We start from the raw sequence: 17,593 nt of genomic DNA, 5'->3' as shown, positions 1-17,593 counted from the left end.
AACGGCGTCGCTCCATCATCGACCCGTTCAGCGAGCCATGACAGAGCATCAAGAAATCTAGACCCGGACGGGGGGTCCGGATCTGCGAGCGGGCTGGGCGGGGCCTGACCGTACCTGTCGGGGGATGGCGCAGACGTGCGCGTCGCCGTCGACCGCGCGGCGTCATTCCGCCGGGACGCAAGAAAAGCGCGCGCGGGAGACCATACGCTCGACGCAGAGCCGTCTCCGGCTCGTTCCACCCAGGATCACCAGCGTGAGGAGGATCACCATGTCGCAAGCCGTGCAGAGCACCGTCGTCGGAGAACCCGAGGTCGTCGAGGACCGCGTGGAATCGTCCGCCGCCTGGCTCGACCTCAAGGCCGCCGCATCCGCGCTGCATCCGCTGCAGGCGCAGGACGGCTCGCTCGCCGATCCCGTGCACCTGGATCAGGCCCGAAGCGAGGTCGCCAGGGTGATCGCCGGGATCCGCGCCCTCTCTCCCGTGTTCCCGCACGACTCCGCCTACCTCGATGCGCTCGTGGGCGACTTCGAGCGGTGGAGCACCGACGGTCTCGGAGTGCCGGACTTCCTCGACTCCCTCACCGCGTTCCAGCCGCAGCTCGACCGCGTCGACGGGCGCCGCCACCTGGTGGTCTTCCCGATGTACACGCAGAACGGCAGCCGCGAGCGGCACGTGGAGGCCGTCCTGGTCGAGGTCGTCTGGCCGCGCTTCGTCGCCGAGCTGGAAGCGGGCGAGTACTCTAACGCGCTCTTCGTCCCCGTGCGCTTCCTCGACTTCACGGAGGGCTACGACACGGACAGCGCAGTGCTGTTCCCCGAGACCGTCGCCATGCGCACGATCCCCTCCTTCACCTGGGGTGCGATCTTCGCCGACCGCGAGGCCGCCCGCTTCAGGCGAGTGGTGACCTCGGCCGCGGAGATCACTCGGCTCGAGCTCCCCGAGGACGCCCGGCGCCTGCTGGCCGACCAGCGCCTCACCGAGGAGGCCTTCGTGATGTGGGATCTCATCCACGACCGCACTCACATGCGCGGCGACCTGCCCTTCGACCCGTTCATGATCAAACAGCGGATGCCGTTCTTCCTCTACTCGCTGGAGGAGCTGCGCTGCGACCTCACCGCGTTCCGCGAGTCGGTGGCGATCGGGAGACGCCTCGCCGCGCTCGATCACCGCGACGCCGAACAAGAGGCGCTCGCCGAGCGCGCGCGCTTCGTCCAGTACGCGATCCTCTTCGACCGGCTCTTCCGCTTCCCCCTGACCGGATCACGGACGCGCAACTACGACGGCCTCGGCGGCCAGCTGCTCTTCGCCTGGCTGCACCAACACGGCGTCCTGCACTGGACCGACACGCGCCTGGCCTTCGAGTGGGACGGCGTCGCCGACGTGGTGGTCGCGCTCTCGGATGCGATCGACGAGCTCTACTGGCGTTCGATCGACCGTCCGAAGACGGCGCACTGGCTGGCGGCGCACGCGCTGATCTCGGCGACGCTGACTCCGCACCCTGCGTCGGCCTGGGCGCGCGGCCTGCCGGACGACGTGCTGCTCGGCGCCCCGCGCGGCCTGACGGACGCGGTCCTCGACGACGAGTTCCCTCTCTCGATGTTCTACGAGGCACTCGGCAAGAAAATGGGCGACGTGATCGCGTCGACCAGGGGCATCACCGGGCGCGACTGAGGCGCGGCGCGGTCGGAGCGGTGCGCATCGGAGGCGCCCGCCCGGCCGCTCCCCGTCGACCGTCGGTTAGCGTGGGGCCCATGTCCTCAGGTGCCGGCGCAGATCCGTTCGCCCCGGGGTGGACGCGCCGCGCGCCCCGCCGCCTGGGCTACGTGCAGGACACGATCGGTGCCGGGATGCTGCTGGTGGCGACGCTCGCCTCCGTGGCCCTCTACACCTCCGCCGGGTTCCCCGACGCAGCGCACCCGATCGTGAGTGCGCACTGGGCAGTCCTGATGACACTCCCGCTCGCTCTGCGGCGTCGGTTCCCGGCCACCGTGGCGCTCGGCATCTCCGCGGTCTACACGCTCGGGCTCGTGCTCCAGGTGCCGGAGTCGCTGTTCAACCAGATCTGCCTCTTCCTGGCGCTGTACACGGTGGGAGCGTGGGGTCGCGATCGCCGCGCGGCCCTCGTCGTGCGGGTGGTGATCGCCATCGCGCTGCTCGGCTGGCTGATGGTCTCGCTGGTCACCGGTGACTGGCTCGGCCGCGCGGTGCCGAGCCACGACTCCGCCGGGCTGCTCTCGCCCTACGTCGCGGAGTCGGCGCTCGCCGTCGTGTCGAACCTGCTCTACTTCGGCAGCGCCTACGTCTTCGGCGAGGCCTCGTGGCAGTCGGCGCGGCAGTTGGAGGCGCTCGAGGCCCGCACGGCCGAGCTCGATGATGAGCGGGAGCGCTCCTCGCGGCAGGCGGTGTCGTCGGAGCGGCTGCGCATCGCGCGCGAGCTGCACGATGTGGTCGCGCACCACGTCAGCGTGATGGGAGTGCAGGCCGGTGCAGCGCGGCGGGTCCTGGCGCGCGACCCCGAGAAGGCGGCCGCGTCGCTCAGTGCCATCGAACGGGACGCCCGCTCGGCGATCGAGGAGCTGCACCGCATCCTGATCGCACTGCGGGCCGAGGACGCCGCACCCAACCCGCTCACCGACTCCGCCTCGACCCGCGGGGTCGCCCAGCTCGAAGAGCTGGTGGCCGCCTCAGACGGATCCGGACTGCCCACCGCGTTCCGCACCCTCGGCACACCCCGAGCGATCCCCGCCACCGTCGGGCTCAGCCTGTACCGGATCGCCCAGGAGTCGCTCACGAACGTGCGCAAGCACGCCGGGCCGGGCGCCCACGCCGAGGTGCGCCTCCGCTACTCCCCCGACGCGGTCGAGCTCGAGATCGCCGACGACGGAGGCAGCGGTCCCCACCCGGGTACGCCGGCCTCCTGCGGACTGGGTCACACCGGGATGACCGAGCGCGCCGCAGCGGTCGGCGGCACGATCGAGATGGGGCCGCGGGGCGGAGGCTACCTCGTGCACGCCCGAGTGCCGCTCTCGCCCTCCCGGGCGGGCGTCGAGGAGCCGGGCGTCAACCCGGTAGCGTCGACCGAGACGCCGTGGGGGCGCCACGAGCGAGCGAGCGGGGGCCGCACATGACCGAGCAGATCCGCGTCCTGCTGGTCGACGACCAGGAGCTCGTTCGCGCAGGCTTCCGCATGGTCCTCGAGTCGGAGCCGGGGATCGAGGTCGTCGGAGAGGCCCGCACCGGCCTCGAGGCGATCCAGCGCACCCTGGAGTTGCGCCCGGACGTGATCTGCATGGACGTGCAGATGCCCGGCCTCGACGGCCTCACGGCGACCCGCGAGATCGTCGCCGATCCCGGGCTCCGCTCGCGGGTGCTGATCCTGACCACCTTCGACCGCGACGACTACCTGTTCGACGCGCTCTCGGCCGGAGCGAGCGGGTTCCTGCTCAAGAACGCCTCGCCGGAGGAGCTCGTTGAGGCCGTGCAGGTGGTCGCCCGCGGCGACGCGATGCTGACGCCCGACGTGACCCGCCGCGTGATCGAGCGCTTCGCCGCGCAGCCGGCCCGGCCCTCCGCCGAGCCGCCGGGACTCGCCGAGCTGACCGACCGCGAGCGGGAGGTCCTGGTGCATCTCGCGCGTGGCTGGTCGAACGCCGAGATCGCCTCCGAGCTGTTCGTGGGCGAGGCCACGGTGAAGACGCACGTGTCGAAGATCTTGATGAAGCTCGCGGTCCGCGACCGGATCCAGGCGGTCGTCTTCGCCTACGAGCACGGGATCGCGGTGCCGGGGCGACCGTAGGGCGCACCCGATGTGGACGGGTACGGCCGGTGGAGGCACCGCTGCGGCGTTCGGGGCGGCCTGCGGTGGAGGCCCTCAGCGCCGGGTCGGCGAGGCTCGCGGCGGGATGCGTCGGACGAACTCCATCCGGATGTCGGGCACGATCTTCCGGTCGAGCACGACGGTCATGTAGCGTCCGTCGACCCGCGCCCCGATCACCACCACGTCCGGGTCCGTGTCGACGCGGTAGCCGCGCATCGCCTCGCCGTCGACGATCACGGGGACGCCGCGCACGACGTCCTCGTCGCGAAGAGCGGCAGCAACGACCGGCATGCCGCCGCGGCGGCTGCGCACCCGACCCGGGAAGGTGTTGCGGAGCACGTCGCCCATGTGCGCGGCGAGCCGCGACTCCAGCGGCCTGCTGCGCTCGGCGGGGATCGGCACGGAGGTGCGGACCGCCTCCCAGAGCACGGGATACCGCATGCGCGTCACCTGATCGACCATCCACGGCGGGAGGTGATCGTTCTCGGCCCGCTCGATCGCCCGCTTCTGCTCCGCGGTCAGGGGGACGTGGTTGACCGGATCGGCCCGGCTGCGCGGGTTCTTGAAGAACGAGTACGAGAGCGAGATCTCGACGAAGCGACCGAGGGCCATCGTCTGCGCCGCAGCGAACTCCTCGAGGCGCGGCTGCGGGGCGAACGCGAGGACGGGGTCTCCGAAGCGGGCCGCGATCTCGTCCACCCCGGGAGGGGCGGGCATGTCGCGAACGGCTCCCGAGGTGTCCATGCGCATAGGTCAAGAGTGGCCTGCCTCTCAGCCGATACCAACTTCTTGACGACAATCGGCCGTCGGGTCGTCGTCAGTTCACCTGCCCGAAACACGCGCGGCCCGCGGAGGGCACGGAGGGCGCCGGGGCTCCTCCGGGCGAGGGCCTGCGAGGATGGAGGGATGAGCGCTCTGCACGATCCCGACGTCCGCGGCTTCGCCTCCGACAACTACTCCGGAGTGCACGACGAGGTCCTCGCCGCGATCGCCGCCGCCAACGGAGCGCACCAGATCGCCTACGGCGAGGACGTCTACACCGAGCGGTTGCAGGAGGCGTTCCGCCGCGAGTTCGGCGAGCAGGCCGAGGCGTTCCCGGTCTTCAACGGCACGGGCGCGAACGTGACCGGGCTGCAGTCGATGCTGCCGCGCTGGGGTGCCGTGGTCTCGGCGGGCACCGCGCACATCAACTCCGACGAGGGCGGCGCGCCCGAGAAGGTCGGCGGCATCAAGATCCTCACCGTCGCCTCGCCCGACGGCAAGCTCACTCCCGCGCTGGTCGACGAGGAGGCGTGGGGCTTCGGCGACGAGCACCGCGCCCAGCCGCTCGTAGTCTCGATCACGCAGTCCTCCGAGCTCGGCACCGTCTACACGCCGGAGGAGGTGCGAGCGCTCGCCGATCACGCGCACTCCCGCGGCATGCGGCTGCACATGGACGGCGCCCGCATCGCGAACGCCGCCGCCGCGCTCGGCGAGCCGCTGCGCTCCTTCACCACCGACGCCGGGGTGGACGTGCTCTCGTTCGGCGGTACGAAAAACGGCATCCTGCTCGGCGAGGCGATCGTCGTGCTCGATCCGGAGGCGTCCAGCGGGCTGACCTTCCTCCGCAAGACCAACATGCAGCTCTCGTCGAAGATGCGCTTCATCTCGGCGCAGCTGCTCGCGCTGCTCGGCGACGGCGACGAGGAGGAGCCGCTGTGGCTGCGCTCGGCGCGTCACGCGAACGCCATGGCGGCGCGGCTGCGCTCGCAGCTCGAGGAGGCGCTCGCGGCCGGTCGGATCACCGGGCTCGCGTTCACGCAGCCGACGCAGGCGAACGCCGTGTTCGCGACTCTGCCGGCGGGCGTGGCCGACCGCCTCCGCACCGCCTACCGCTTCTACGACTGGAACCCGGCCACCGGAGAGGTGCGCTGGGTCTGCTCCTTCGACACCACGGAGGACGACATCGACGCCTTCGCGGCCGCGGTCGAGCGCGAGCTGTCGGCATGAGGGCCCGCCTCGCCGTCACCGGCCTGGCCCTGCTGGCGGCTCTCGCCGGCTGCACGTCGGCTCCACAGCCGGACGCCGCCACCACGGGGAGCCCGACCGCGACGTCCAGCGGCACTCCGACTCCCTCGGCCGGCACTCCGACGGCCTCGGCGATCGCGTCGAGTCGGCTGGGCTGCGACTCGCTGCTGCCCGCCTCCCGCGCCGCGACCGCCCTCGGCGTGACCCGCAGCACCCTCGAGGGGAGCCGGGAGGTGTCGGTGCGCTCCTCGGGCGAGCTGATCCGGGAGGCGGCGGAAGAGAACGGCGGTCTGCTCCGCTGCGCATGGTACGACGAGGACGCCTCGATCACGGCGACAGCGGCAGAGGGCGCGGCCGACGCCTTCGTCGGACGGCCGGGCGTGCGGCTCGCGACCGACGTCGAGGCCTACGGGTCGTGCACCGACGGCAGCTGCGACGTCGACCTGCTCGCCGACACCACCTGGGTGTCTCTGCAGCTGCGCGGCGCCCCCTCCGACGTGGACCTGGTGGCGCTCGCGACAGGAACGGCGGCCGGTGCGCGCGGCACGCTCGACGAGCCGGTGACCGCGACAGTGCCCGCCTGCGCCGAGATCCTCACCGCCGAGCAGCTGGCCGGCACCGCCGGGCTCGCCGAGGCGATCGCGGGGGCCGGGACCGGGACGCCGACGACCGCGGCCGCCGCGGCCGCCGCCCGTGCCGGGTACGCCTCCTGCAGCTGGAGCGACGCGACCAGCGCGGCCTATTCAGGCCTGACGGTCGACGCGCTCCCGAACGGGGACGACGGCTGGCGGAACCTCTCGCTGACCTCCGGCCTGGCCATCCCCCTCGAGCCGCTGGACGGCTTCGGCGAGAAGGCCCTCACCGGCTGTGCCGGGGGCGTCTGCGAGATCGACGCGCTCGCGGACGACGTGTGGTGGCGGGTGACCGTCACCGGAGATCCGGCGAAGGCCGAGGCCGTCACCCGCGCCGTGCTCGCGAACGCCTGACCCTTCTCCTCGGCTTCCGCGAGCCTCGACGTATGCACGCTTTCGCCGGCGTGTCGCGTGCAGGAGTGGCATCTCGCGGGCGGGGCTCAGCGCCAGTACTCGTACCAGGAGGATTCGCGACAGCCGAGGGACGCGTAGAGGCGTCGGGCGCCCGCGTTGTCGGCGAGCACCTGGAGCCAGAAGCGCTCGATGCCTCGGCGCGACGCCTCCTCGAGGAGGGCGCGGATCGTGGCGGAGGCGAGGCCGCGGCGGCGTGCGTCAGGGCGGGTCGCCAGGCCGAAGAGGCCGCCCCAGAGCTCTCCGTCCTGCGCCGTGACGAACGCGAGACGGCCGGTCGCGGCGGGGCCTGCTCCGTCGACGACGAGGGCGTAGGAGGCGGGACAGCCGGCGAGGATGCGCTCGGCGACCGCGCGCTCGTCCGCACCTCCGCGACCGTCCACGGACCACCAGAGGGCGAGCCAGTCCTGGTCGGGAGTCTCGGTGACGCGGACGGACGGCGCCGGCGCGGGCAGCGCGGCGAGCGCCTCCTGGACCGATCCGGTCAGCACGAGCGTGCGGTCGATCGGCGCGTAGCCGCGCTCCTCAAGGAGCCCGGTCAGCCCGGCGGGGCTCGGCGGGCCGACCTGCACGAGGGGCGCGACGCCGTGCTCGCGGGCGAACCGCTCCGCCGCGTCGAGGGCGGCGCTCTGGTCGGCGACGTCTCCGGAGGCGAGCAACGAGTTGGCGCGCTTGGTCACTCCCGCGGAGGCGCGCAGCTCCCACGCGCCGAGCGGACGGCGCACGAGCGCGGGCCAGGCGTCGGCGGCGAGTCGATCGAGCAGCAGCGGATCCATCCGGTCACGATAGCGGGAACGTCCTGATCGTCGTAGCAAGTTTTTTGCGCCGTCCGAGTTTCGTTTAAAGAAACTGCTCGATTCTTTCCACGTCGATTTCTACTCTCCTAGGTGCCCTGGACGCCGAACACGCCGTACAACGAGCTGCCGCTCCTTCCTCCTTCCGCGGACCTGGAGACGCGCGCGGTTCTCCGAGCGACGATCGCCGCACGCGCCGCCCTCGCCGCGCTCGAGCAGGCGTCGCGATCGCTCCCGAATCCCGCGGTTCTGGTGAACAGCATCCAGCTCCTCGAAGCGCAGGCGAGCTCCGAGATCGAGAACATCGTCACCACGTCGGACGAGCTCTTCCGCTTCGCCGACGATGAGGACGCCGCCGCCGATCCTGCCACGCGCGAGGCGCTGCGGTACCGCCGAGCTCTGTTCGAGGGCTTCGCGCTGGTATCGAAGCGGTCGGTCACCCTTCGGACCTCGATCGAGGCGTGCTCGATCATCAAGCAGCACGAGATGACGCTCCGGGACAGACCGGGAACCTTCATCGGCGATCCGCTGACCGGGGAGCACGCCTACACGCCCCCGGTCGGAATCGGAACGATCACCGGCCTCCTGTCCAACTGGGAGACGTTCATCCATGAGTCGGAGGGGCTCGATCCGCTGATCGTCATGGCGGCCGCGCACTACCAATTCGACGCCATCCACCCGTTCGAGGACGGCAACGGACGGACGGGACGGGTCATGAACATGCTGATCCTCGTGGAGCACGGCCTCCTGTCCTCGCCGATCCTCTACCTCTCGCGGTACATCATCCGCCGAAAGAGCGAGTACTACCGGCTGCTGCTCGCCGTCACATCCGAGGGAGCCTGGGAGCAATGGCTCCTCTTCATGCTCGAGGGAATCCGCGAGACATCCCAGTGGACGCTCGCCACGATCGACACGATCGGTGCGCTGCGGGAGACGGTGCGCGAGGAGATGCGGAGTGCGCTGCCCGGGGGCGCGAACGCCGATCTCCTCGAGGTGTTGTTCGAGGAGCCGTACTGCCGCATCCGGACCGTCATGGCCCGATGCGGAGTCTCCCGACCGACGGCGCGCTCCTGGCTGTCCGCGATGGTGGAGCGCGGAATCCTCACCGACACTCCGATCGGGCGGGAGCGGTTGTTCGTCAACCACGCCTTCCTCCGACTCCTGAAGCAGGATCAGGAGACCACGGCGGGTCCTCCTGCCGAGCCGACCCTCTTCTGACACCCTGCCGCGCCGCTCCGACGCCCGGAAACGGCTCCGGCTCGCAGGAACCGCGCGATCGGACGAGCCGAGCGAGGTCCTGCGAGCCGGAGGTCGTGGAGGGACGAGCCCTACATGTTGATCATGTGCCCCTTGAGACCGTGGAAGCCCTCCTGCAGCGCCTCCGAGAGGGTCGGGTGGGTGTGCACGTTGCGGGCCAGCTCGGTCGCGGTGAGGTCCCACTTCTGGGCGAGCGTGAGCTCGGGCAGCAGCTCCGAGACGTCCGGTCCGATCATGTGGGCGCCGAGGAGCTCGCCGTACTTCTTGCTCGCGATGAGCTTCACGAAGCCGGTGGGCTCGCCGAGGCCGTGCGCCTTGCCGTTCGCCATGAAGGGGAAGGTCGAGACGGTGATCTCATGGCCCTCGTCCGTCGCCTGCTTTTCGGTGAGACCGAAGGAGGCGATCTGCGGCTGGCAGAACGTCGCGCGCGGCATCATCCGGTAGTCGCCCAGCGTCTGGGTCTCGGCACCGGCGAGGGTCTCGGCGGCGACGACGCCCTGCGCCTCCGCGACGTGCGCGAGCTGGAGCTTCGCGGTGACGTCACCGATGGCGTAGATGTGGGGAACGGTGGTGCGCATGTTGTCGTCGATCGCGATCGCGCCGCGCTCGGTGAGCTCGACGCCGGTGTTCTCGAGGCCGAAGCCCTCGGTGCGCGGGACCCAACCGATCGACATCAGGACCTTGTCGACCTCGAGGCTCGACTGCGTGCCGTCCTTGGCCGTGTAGGTGACCGTCACGTAGCCGTCCTTGTCGACGACCGACTCGACCTTGGTGGAGGTCAGGATCTCGACGCCGAGCTTCTTGTACTGCTTCTGGATCTCCTTCGAGACGTCCGGGTCCTCGTTGGGGAGCGCTCGGTCCATGAACTCGATGATCGTGACATCGACGCCGTAGTTCTTGAGGACGTAGGCGAACTCCATGCCGATCGCGCCTGCGCCCACGATGGCCATCGTGTCGGGGAGCTCGCGGGTCATGATCTGCGTCTCGTAGGTGACGACGTTCTCCGAGAGCTCGACACCGGGGAGGAGGCGCACGCTCGCGCCGGTCGCGATGATCGCGTCGTCGAAGGTCAGCGACTCCGTGCCGCCCGTGCTCAGCTGGACGTCGAGCCCCTTCGGGCCGGTGAAGGAGCCGACGCCGTCGAACTCAGCGATCTTGTTCTTCTTCATCAGGAAGTGGACGCCCTTGGTGCGCCCGTCGGCGACGGAGCGGCTGCGGTCGAACGCCGCGCCGAAGTCGAAGGAGACGTCTCCCGAGATGCCGAACTGCTTCGCCTGGGTGTGGAAGAGGTGGGCGAGCTCCGCGTTGCGCAGCAGCGCCTTGGACGGGATGCAGCCGACGTTGAGGCACACACCGCCCCAGTACTGCTTCTCGACGACGGCGACGGACTTGCCGAGCTGGGCGGCGCGGATCGCGGCCACGTACCCGCCGGGGCCCGCCCCCAGAACGACGACGTCGAAGTGCTGGGCCATGGATGATCCTCCAGAGTCGTGAAAGGTGGTGCGCGGGATGACCACGCCACCTCCCACCGTACCGTTTCGGGGCTCGGAGGCGCCCGGGTCCTCCATGGGCGAACCGGGGCCCAGGGGCGCGCGGGGACGAGCGGGAATGCGCGGGCCGCGGACGTGGTTGACGACGAGCGGGCAACGGAGCCTCTCCCCCCTGTCCCCGCTCGAAGGAAGCCCTCGATGACCCTCACCTCCCCCCGCACAGCCAGCACCAGCGCCCCGATCCTCGAGGTGCTCGCCGAGCGCTGGAGCCCCCGCTCCTTCGACGCGACCGCGGCGATCGCCGACGGCACCCTCGCCTCGCTCCTCGAGGCCGCGCGCTGGTCCCCCTCCGCGAGCAACTCGCAGCCCTGGCGCTTCATCGTCGCCCGGCGCGGCACCGAGGAGTTCGACCGCATCGTCTCGACCCTCGCGGGGTTCAACGGCGCCTGGGCAGGCTCCGCCTCCGCCCTGATCGTCGCGCTCACCGAGACCGTCGACGCCGAGGGCGCGCCGCGGCCGTGGGCCGTCTACGACCTCGGCCAGGCGATGGCGCACCTGAGCGTGCAGGCCCACCACGAGGGCCTGCACGTGCACCAGATGGCCGGCTTCGACAAGGACGGCGTGCGCGCCGCATTCGGTGTCGACGAGCGCCTCGACCCGGTGACCGTCGCCGCGGTGGGGGTCGTCGCGAGTCCCGACGAGCTGGCGAACGACGTGCTCCGCGAGCGCGAGACCGCTCCGCGCACGCGCCTGCCGCTCAAGGAGCTCGTGCTCGTGCAGTCCTAGCTGCCAGCAGTCCGATGAAGGCCTCCCGCCCGCGCCTGCGGGCAGGGAGGCCTTCTGTGTTACTCCCCGTGTCGCGCGGGGCGCGGGCGGCGGTGGCTCGTCCGTACGATCGGACGATCCGCCCGCCCGCCCCGCCGCCCGGAGCACCATGCCCGCCACCCCCGCCGCCCGCACGAGCCTGGCCTTCGACGCCGAGCTCGGCCAGTCGGCGTTCCCGGTGCGGTTCGAGGCCGTGGGCCGCACGTTCACGCCGGGCGCTCCCGTCCTGACCGACGTCTCGCTCGATGTCACTGCGGGCGAGGTCATCGCGATCCTCGGGCCGAGTGGATGCGGCAAGTCGACCCTCCTGCGCATCGCGGCGGGGCTGGACAGCGCCTCCGAGGGCTCCGTGCTCATCGACGGATCGCCGGTGTCGGGCATCGACCCGCGCTGCGCGGTGGCGTTCCAGGAGCCGCGTCTGCTGCCGTGGCGGAGCATCGCCGAGAACATCGCCCTCGGCCTCCCGCGCGGCACACCCCGTCCCGCCGCCCGGGCCGCGGTCGACGAGCTGCTCTCGCTGGTCGGGCTCAGCGCTCATGAGCGCTCGCGACCGCGCGAGGTCTCGGGAGGGATGGCCCAGCGCGCCTCCCTGGCGCGCGCCCTCGCGCGAAACCCCGGCGTCCTCCTCCTCGACGAGCCGTTCGGCGCGCTCGACGCGCTGACCCGGCTGCGGATGCAGGACCTGCTGCTCGACGTGCATGCGGCCGCCCCGGCGACCGTCCTGCTCGTGACCCACGACGTCGACGAGGCGCTGCAGCTGGCCGACCGCATCGTGCTGCTGGGTCGCGACGAGCCGGGAGGCGTCTCGCGCATCCAGCGGATCATGGCCGTCCCCGGCGCCCGGCCTCGCGACCGCGGCTCGGCGGAGCTCGCCGAGCGCCGCGCCGACCTGCTCGTCGGGCTCGGAATCGAGCGGCACTAGCTCCCTCCCCAGGCCCCGGTTTCACTGCCTGTCCACCGATCGATCCGCCCCGCGCTCCGCTCCCCGCCCGTGTCCCCCACACTCAGTCCTGTCACCGCACCCGAAGTCGAGGCCCCCATGTCGTTCACCAGCACACCCCTCTCCCGCCGCACCGCACTCGCCGGTCTGCTCACGGCCGCTGCCGTCCCGCTCCTCGCCGGCTGCGTCCAGGGCGAGGGCGGCGCAGGTGCGGCAGCCGCAACCGCCGGGGCCGGCGGCACCCGGGGCGGCACCCTCACGCTCGACTTCGCGACCTACAACCCGCTGAGCCTGGTCATCAAGGAGAAGGGCTGGCTCGAGGCGGCCCTCGCCGAGCAGCAGGTCACCGTGGCGTGGGTGCAGTCCGCCGGCTCCAACAAGGCCAACGAGGCCTTGCGCGCCGGAGCGATCGACGTCGGCTCGACCGCCGGCTCAGCGGCGCTGCTCGCGCGCTCGAACGGCTCGCCCATCACGACGATCGACATCTTCTCGCAGCCGGAGTGGTCGGCCCTCGTCGTCCCCGCCGGCTCGGCGATCACCTCGGTCGAGCAGCTGAAGGGCAAGCAGATCGCGGCCACCAAGGGCACCGACCCCTACTTCTTCCTCGTGCAGGCGCTCGAGGCCGCCGGCCTCGGCATCGACGACGTCACGGTGCAGAACCTCCAGCACGCCGACGGCTGGGCCGCGCTGCAGAACGGCTCCGTCGACGCGTGGGCCGGCCTCGATCCGATCATGGCCGGCGCAGAGGCCGCCGGCGCGACGCTGCTGTACCGCAACGTCGACTTCAACTCCTACGGCCTGCTCAACGCGACCGAGAGCTTCCTCGCCGAGAAGCCCGACCTCGCGCAGACCGTCGTGAACGCCTACGAGCACGCCCGCGCCTGGGCTCTCGAGAACCAGGACGAGACGGCGAGCATCCTCGCCTCGGTCGCCGGACTCGACGTGGCGGTGGCGACCACGGTCATCACTGAGCGGAGCAACCTCGACGTCGACAACGTCCCGGGCTCCGCGCAGACCGACGTGCTCGCCGTGATCGGCCCGATCTTCGTCGCGAACGGCGACGTCGCCTCGCAGCAGCAGGTCGATGATGCGCTCGAGTCGCTGTTCGACGACACCTACGCGACGGCGGCCGATCCCACTGCCATCGGGGCTTGACCCGCCGCTCCACGACCACGACAGCTCCCGAGGAGACGACCATGGCGATCCGAGACGACGAGGCGACCGACGCCGACCTGATCCGGCGCGGCACTGGCCTGGTGCCGGCTCCCGGCACGGTCGGAGCCGCCGTCGTCGGGCCGAGCGTCTCCGCCTCGCAGAAGCGGGTGCGCGACGATGCGGCGGCCCGCACGCGTCCGCTCGGCTCGCGACGCTGGTTCGTGGTGGTGGGCGGAGCGACCCTGCCGGTCGTGCTGCTACTCGCCTGGCAGATCGCGACCGCGACGGGCCTGGTGCCGGTGTCGGTGTTCCCCTCGCCCGCGATGGTGTGGGCGGCCGGTGTGGATCTCGCACAGCGAGGCGACCTCGGCCAGGACATCGCCATCTCGACCCAGCGGGTGCTCATCGGCTTCGCTCTCGGGTCTGTCCTCGGCCTGGTCGTCGGCGCCCTGTTCGGGCTCTCCCGCATCTGGGAGGTCGTCCTCGGTCCGACTCTCGGCGCGATCCGCGCGGTGCCCTCGCTCGCCTGGGTCCCGCTCCTGCTGCTCTGGATGGGGATCGGTGAGGAGTCGAAGATCACGCTGATCACCATCGGCGCGTTCTTCCCCGTGTTCACCACGGTCGCCACCGCACTCGGACACGTCGACCGACACCTGGTCGAGGCGGGCCGCGCCTTCGGGCTCTCGGGCGTGCGGCTATTCACGACGGTGCAGCTGCCCGCGGTGATCCCCTCCGTGATCTCGGGGCTGCGCCTCGCGCTCGCCCAGTCCTGGCTGTTCCTCGTCGCGTCCGAGCTGATCGCCTCCTCGATGGGCCTGGGCTTCCGGCTCATCGACAGCCAGAACAACGGGCGGATCGATCGGGTGTTCCTCGCGATCATCCTGCTCGCCGTCCTCGGCAAGCTCACCGATGCGGTCGTCGGAGTGTTCCAGCGCTACGCGGTAAGGAAGTGGGCGTGAGCGCCCGGGAAGGAGCGTCGAGAGTGAGCGACACGATCGCCAACCTGCTCGACGAGCACCGGCGGTTCCCGCCTCCCGAGGCATTCGCCGCCGCAGCGAACGTGGGCCAGGAGGAGTACGCGCGCGCTGCGTCCGATCCGGTCGCGTTCTGGGAGGAGGCGGCTCGCCGCCTCGACTGGGCAGAACCGTGGCACACGGCACGCACCTGGGAGCCGGCCGCTCCGCTGCCCGACGGAACGCTCTCGGTTCCGCGCGCCACCTGGTTCGAGGGCGGTCGGCTCAACGTGGCCGTCAACTGCGTCGACCGCCACGTCGACGCCGGGAGGGGCGACACGATCGCCCTGCACTTCGAGGGCGAGCCCGGCGACCGGCGCTCGATCAGCTACGCGCACCTGCAGAAGGAGGTGTCGCGAGCCGCGAACGCACTGACAGCACTGGGCATCGGTGCGGGCGACCGGGTCGTCGTCTACCTGCCGGTGATCCCCGAGACCGTCGTCATCACGCTCGCGATCGCTCGCATCGGAGCGATCCACTCACTCGTCTTCGGCGGCTTCTCGGCCGAGGCGGTGCGGTTCCGCGTCGAGGACACCGGCGCCAAGCTGCTGGTCACCACCGACGGGCAGTTCCGGCGCGGAGCCGCGGTGCCGGTCAAGGCGAGCGCCGATCACGCCGTCGAAGGCGTCGCGTCGATCGAGCACGTCCTGGTCGTCCGCCGCACCGGCGAGTCCGACGTGCCGTGGACCCCGGGCCGCGACGTCTGGTGGCACGAGCTCGTCGACGGCCAGAGCGATGTCCACGAGGCAGAGGCGTTCGACTCCGAGACCCCGCTGTTCATCATCTACACCTCCGGCACGACCGGGAAACCGAAGGGCCTCGTGCACACCAGCGGCGGCTACCTGACGCAGGCCTCGTGGACGCACTGGGCGGTCTTCGACGCGAAGCCCGACGACGTGCACTGGTGCACCGCCGATCTCGCCTGGGTGACGGCGCACACCTACGAGATCTACGGTCCGCTCTCGAACGGGCTCACCCAGGTGATCTACGAGGGCACTCCGAACACCCCGCACACGGCGCGGCACCTCGAGATCATCGAGCGCTACGGGGTGACCGTCTACTACACGGCACCGACGCTGATCCGCACGCTGATGACGTGGTTCCCCGAGGGCGTGCCGGAGCGGTACGACCTCTCGAGCCTGCGCCTGCTCGGCACGGTCGGCGAGTCGATCAACCCCGAGGCGTGGGTCTGGTTCCACGAGGCGATCGGCGGCGGGCGCTGCCCGATCGTCGACACCTGGTGGCAGTCCGAGACGGGCGCCGCCGTGATGTGCCCGCTGCCGGGCGTCTCGACGCTCAAGCCCGGATCCTCCCTCGGCGCATTGCCGGGGCTGAGCACGCTCGTGGTCGACGAGAACGGCGAGCGGGTGCCGAACGGCTCCGGCGGGTACCTCGTGGTCGACGGCACCGGACCAGCGCTCGCCCGCACTGTCTGGGGGGATCCGGAGCGGTACCGCGACTCCTACTGGGCGCGCTACGCCTCCCGGGGCTACTTCTTCTCGGGCGACGGCGCTAAGTACGACGCCGACGGGGACATCTGGGTGCTGGGCCGCGTGGACGACGTGATCAACGTCTCGGGCCACCGCCTGTCAACGATCGAGATCGAATCGGCCCTCGTCGCCCATCCGGCGGTCGGCGAGGCCGGAGTGGTCGGAGTCGCCGACCCGACGACCGGGCAGGCGATCGCGGCCTTCGTCATCCCGTCCGACGAGACCGTCGACCGGGCCGCGGAGGACCCTGCCTACTGGAGCGCGCTCGGCGCGTCGCTCTCCGCTCAGCTGCGCGAGCACGTCGCCACCGCGATCGGGCCGATCGCCAAGCCGCGCGACGTGGTGGTGGTGCCCGACCTGCCCAAGACCCGCTCCGGCAAGATCATGCGCCGCCTGCTCGGCGACATCCGCGACGGCCGGCCACTCGGTGACGTGACGAGCCTCCAGGACGACACGGTCCCGGCGCGCATCGCCCGGATCGTCGCGGAGCGCGGCTGAGGCGCACACCAGAACCACAGCTCGGAGGCGCTCCCCACGGAACGTGCGCGCCATCGACGATCCAGGGACCGCCGGATCGAGGCCGTCCGCGGCCGGCACGAGCTCCACCGACGCAGGAGCGAGCGAGCGACGACAGCGACGACGACGACGACGACGCAACGATCGTGCGGTGCATCGTCGACACCCAGACGCGACCGATCGCCTTTAGCCGAGCAACCCTCACGCTAGGCTCCGAGCACGAGCGATCTGAGACGGAGGACGTGGTGGGTTTGTTCACGCGATGGAGGAAGAGGCCGCAACCCGCAGACCGTGTCGAGTGGGTGACAGCGACGGCGCGACGAATGCTCGCTGAGCAGGGAGTCGAGACCACGGTGCGGCACGGCGAGAACCCCGAGGACGTAGAACTTGTCTCCGCCGATGCGCGACGCTTCGCGCTCTTCACCGTGCTCGCGAAAACGCTGGGAGCGCCGATCGACGAGGCGGAGACCATCATCGCCGACCATATCGGCTGGCTCGTCTCCTCCGCCGACATGCCCGACCTCGCAGGCTTCTCGCCCGAGGAACTCCGCTCGCGCATCCGCACCCGTCTTCTGAGCAGCCGGGACAACCAGCCGGACGACTTCCCGTTCCGCTACGCGCGGCCGTTCTCAGAGGGCATCGTCATCGCACTGTGCATCGACCTCCCCGGCTGCGTGGTCGCTCTCACCGACTCCGCTATCGGCACGCTTGCGCTGGGCGAGGACGAGCTCTACGCCTTCGGCCAGCTGAACACCGACCGCGAGCCCGTCGATCAGCGCTACGAGGCGACCCCGGGAATCGAGGTCATCGTCGGCGATTCGCTCTTCACCGCCTCGAAGGCTGCGAACCTTCCCGCGGTCATCGGGTCCGCGCCGTTCGGAACCTTCTTCACGGTTCCCTCTCGACACACGCTCATCACTCTGCCCCTCACCGGCCCGCAGACCCTCGACGCGGTCTCCGACCTCGTCACCGTGACCATGCGGATCATCGGAGACGGGCTCGTGCCCGGCGGCGTGATGTCACTGAACGTCCATTTCTCTCGTGGAGGTGTCGTCACGACGGTCTCCTCGATCGACGAGTCGGGCACCATGACCCTGCGCATCGACGAGCGGCTGCGGCAAGCACTCGAGGAGTCGGCTGCGATCGGCGAGGAACTCGGGACAGCGGACGGTCCGGTCGACTCCTGAGGTGTGACGACCGATGGCCGCTGTCGGGAGGACCGCGACCGAGCCGCGCCCGGACGAA

At 71.0% G+C, this 17,593-nt stretch carries 15 protein-coding genes; 12 read left to right on the top strand and 3 right to left on the bottom strand.

Features of this window, described 5'->3' with window-relative positions; all coding sequences use genetic code 11:
• Positions 1-268 precede the first annotated feature (268 nt).
• The 3 genes from GSU10_RS00655 to GSU10_RS00645 all read left to right on the top strand — a co-directional run bounded on the left by GSU10_RS00655 (position 269) and on the right by GSU10_RS00645 (position 3,797).
• Positions 269-1,672, top strand: coding sequence for a DUF6421 family protein (locus GSU10_RS00655; RefSeq protein WP_068211244.1), 1,404 nt, complete (start codon positions 269-271; stop codon positions 1,670-1,672).
• 80 nt (positions 1,673-1,752) lie between these two features.
• Positions 1,753-3,129, top strand: a complete 1,377-nt coding sequence (locus GSU10_RS00650; protein ID WP_068211241.1) for a sensor histidine kinase — start codon at positions 1,753-1,755, stop codon at positions 3,127-3,129.
• Positions 3,126-3,797, top strand: a complete 672-nt coding sequence (locus tag GSU10_RS00645) for a response regulator (protein WP_068211238.1) — start codon at positions 3,126-3,128, stop codon at positions 3,795-3,797. Before GSU10_RS00650 ends, GSU10_RS00645 begins: the two co-directional genes overlap by 4 nt.
• Before the next feature lie 75 nt (positions 3,798-3,872).
• Here GSU10_RS00645 and GSU10_RS00640 read toward each other — a convergent pair whose 3' ends face one another.
• Complete coding sequence (locus tag GSU10_RS00640) at positions 3,873-4,568, bottom strand: hypothetical protein (RefSeq protein WP_132504666.1); 696 nt, start codon at positions 4,566-4,568, stop codon at positions 3,873-3,875.
• Between the two features lie 156 nt (positions 4,569-4,724).
• Between GSU10_RS00640 and GSU10_RS00635 the strand changes: the two genes are divergently transcribed.
• Complete coding sequence (locus tag GSU10_RS00635) at positions 4,725-5,807, top strand: threonine aldolase family protein (RefSeq protein ID WP_132504664.1); 1,083 nt, start codon at positions 4,725-4,727, stop codon at positions 5,805-5,807.
• Positions 5,804-6,811, top strand: a complete 1,008-nt coding sequence (locus GSU10_RS00630; protein ID WP_132504662.1) for a hypothetical protein — start codon at positions 5,804-5,806, stop codon at positions 6,809-6,811. The genes GSU10_RS00635 and GSU10_RS00630 overlap by 4 nt, the downstream gene beginning before the upstream one ends.
• Before the next feature lie 86 nt (positions 6,812-6,897).
• On the opposite strand, the gene GSU10_RS00625 is transcribed toward GSU10_RS00630, so the two are convergent.
• Entirely contained in the window at positions 6,898-7,644 is a 747-nt protein-coding gene (locus GSU10_RS00625; protein ID WP_132504660.1) for a GNAT family N-acetyltransferase, read from the bottom strand.
• 111 nt (positions 7,645-7,755) lie between these two features.
• On the opposite strand from GSU10_RS00625, the gene GSU10_RS00620 reads away from it, so the two are divergent.
• Entirely contained in the window at positions 7,756-8,880 is a 1,125-nt protein-coding gene (locus GSU10_RS00620; RefSeq protein ID WP_068213123.1) for a Fic family protein, read from the top strand.
• 110 nt (positions 8,881-8,990) lie between these two features.
• Here GSU10_RS00620 and lpdA read toward each other — a convergent pair whose 3' ends face one another.
• Positions 8,991-10,391 (bottom strand): dihydrolipoyl dehydrogenase, encoded by a 1,401-nt coding sequence (gene lpdA, locus GSU10_RS00615; protein ID WP_132504658.1) that lies wholly within the window; start codon positions 10,389-10,391, stop codon positions 8,991-8,993.
• Positions 10,392-10,607: 216 nt separating this feature from the next.
• On the opposite strand from lpdA, the gene GSU10_RS00610 reads away from it, so the two are divergent.
• From GSU10_RS00610 to GSU10_RS00585, 6 genes are all read left to right on the top strand, one after another.
• The gene (locus tag GSU10_RS00610) at positions 10,608-11,195 is read left to right on the top strand and encodes a nitroreductase family protein (RefSeq protein ID WP_068213125.1); all 588 of its coding nucleotides are present in this window, start codon (positions 10,608-10,610) and stop codon (positions 11,193-11,195) included.
• Positions 11,196-11,343: 148 nt separating this feature from the next.
• Complete coding sequence (locus GSU10_RS00605) at positions 11,344-12,156, top strand: ABC transporter ATP-binding protein (RefSeq protein ID WP_068211493.1); 813 nt, start codon at positions 11,344-11,346, stop codon at positions 12,154-12,156.
• Positions 12,157-12,273: 117 nt separating this feature from the next.
• Entirely contained in the window at positions 12,274-13,329 is a 1,056-nt protein-coding gene (locus GSU10_RS00600) for an aliphatic sulfonate ABC transporter substrate-binding protein (RefSeq protein WP_068211491.1), read from the top strand.
• 41 nt (positions 13,330-13,370) lie between these two features.
• Positions 13,371-14,288 carry an ABC transporter permease gene (locus GSU10_RS00595; protein ID WP_082845157.1) on the top strand — a complete coding sequence of 306 codons (918 nt, stop codon included), beginning with the start codon at positions 13,371-13,373 and terminating at the stop codon, positions 14,286-14,288.
• A gap of 23 nt (positions 14,289-14,311) precedes the next feature.
• Positions 14,312-16,330 (top strand): acetate--CoA ligase, encoded by a 2,019-nt coding sequence (gene acs, locus GSU10_RS00590; protein WP_068211488.1) that lies wholly within the window; start codon positions 14,312-14,314, stop codon positions 16,328-16,330.
• Between the two features lie 341 nt (positions 16,331-16,671).
• Positions 16,672-17,535 carry a hypothetical protein gene (locus tag GSU10_RS00585; protein ID WP_236713615.1) on the top strand — a complete coding sequence of 288 codons (864 nt, stop codon included), beginning with the start codon at positions 16,672-16,674 and terminating at the stop codon, positions 17,533-17,535.
• The last annotated feature ends 58 nt before the right edge of the window (positions 17,536-17,593 follow it).

The organism is Rathayibacter tanaceti, assembly GCF_009834165.1.
Classification (GTDB): domain Bacteria; phylum Actinomycetota; class Actinomycetes; order Actinomycetales; family Microbacteriaceae; genus Rathayibacter; species Rathayibacter tanaceti.
Note: the sequence above shows the minus strand (reverse complement) of the source record. Positions and strands in the feature narration are given on the sequence as shown.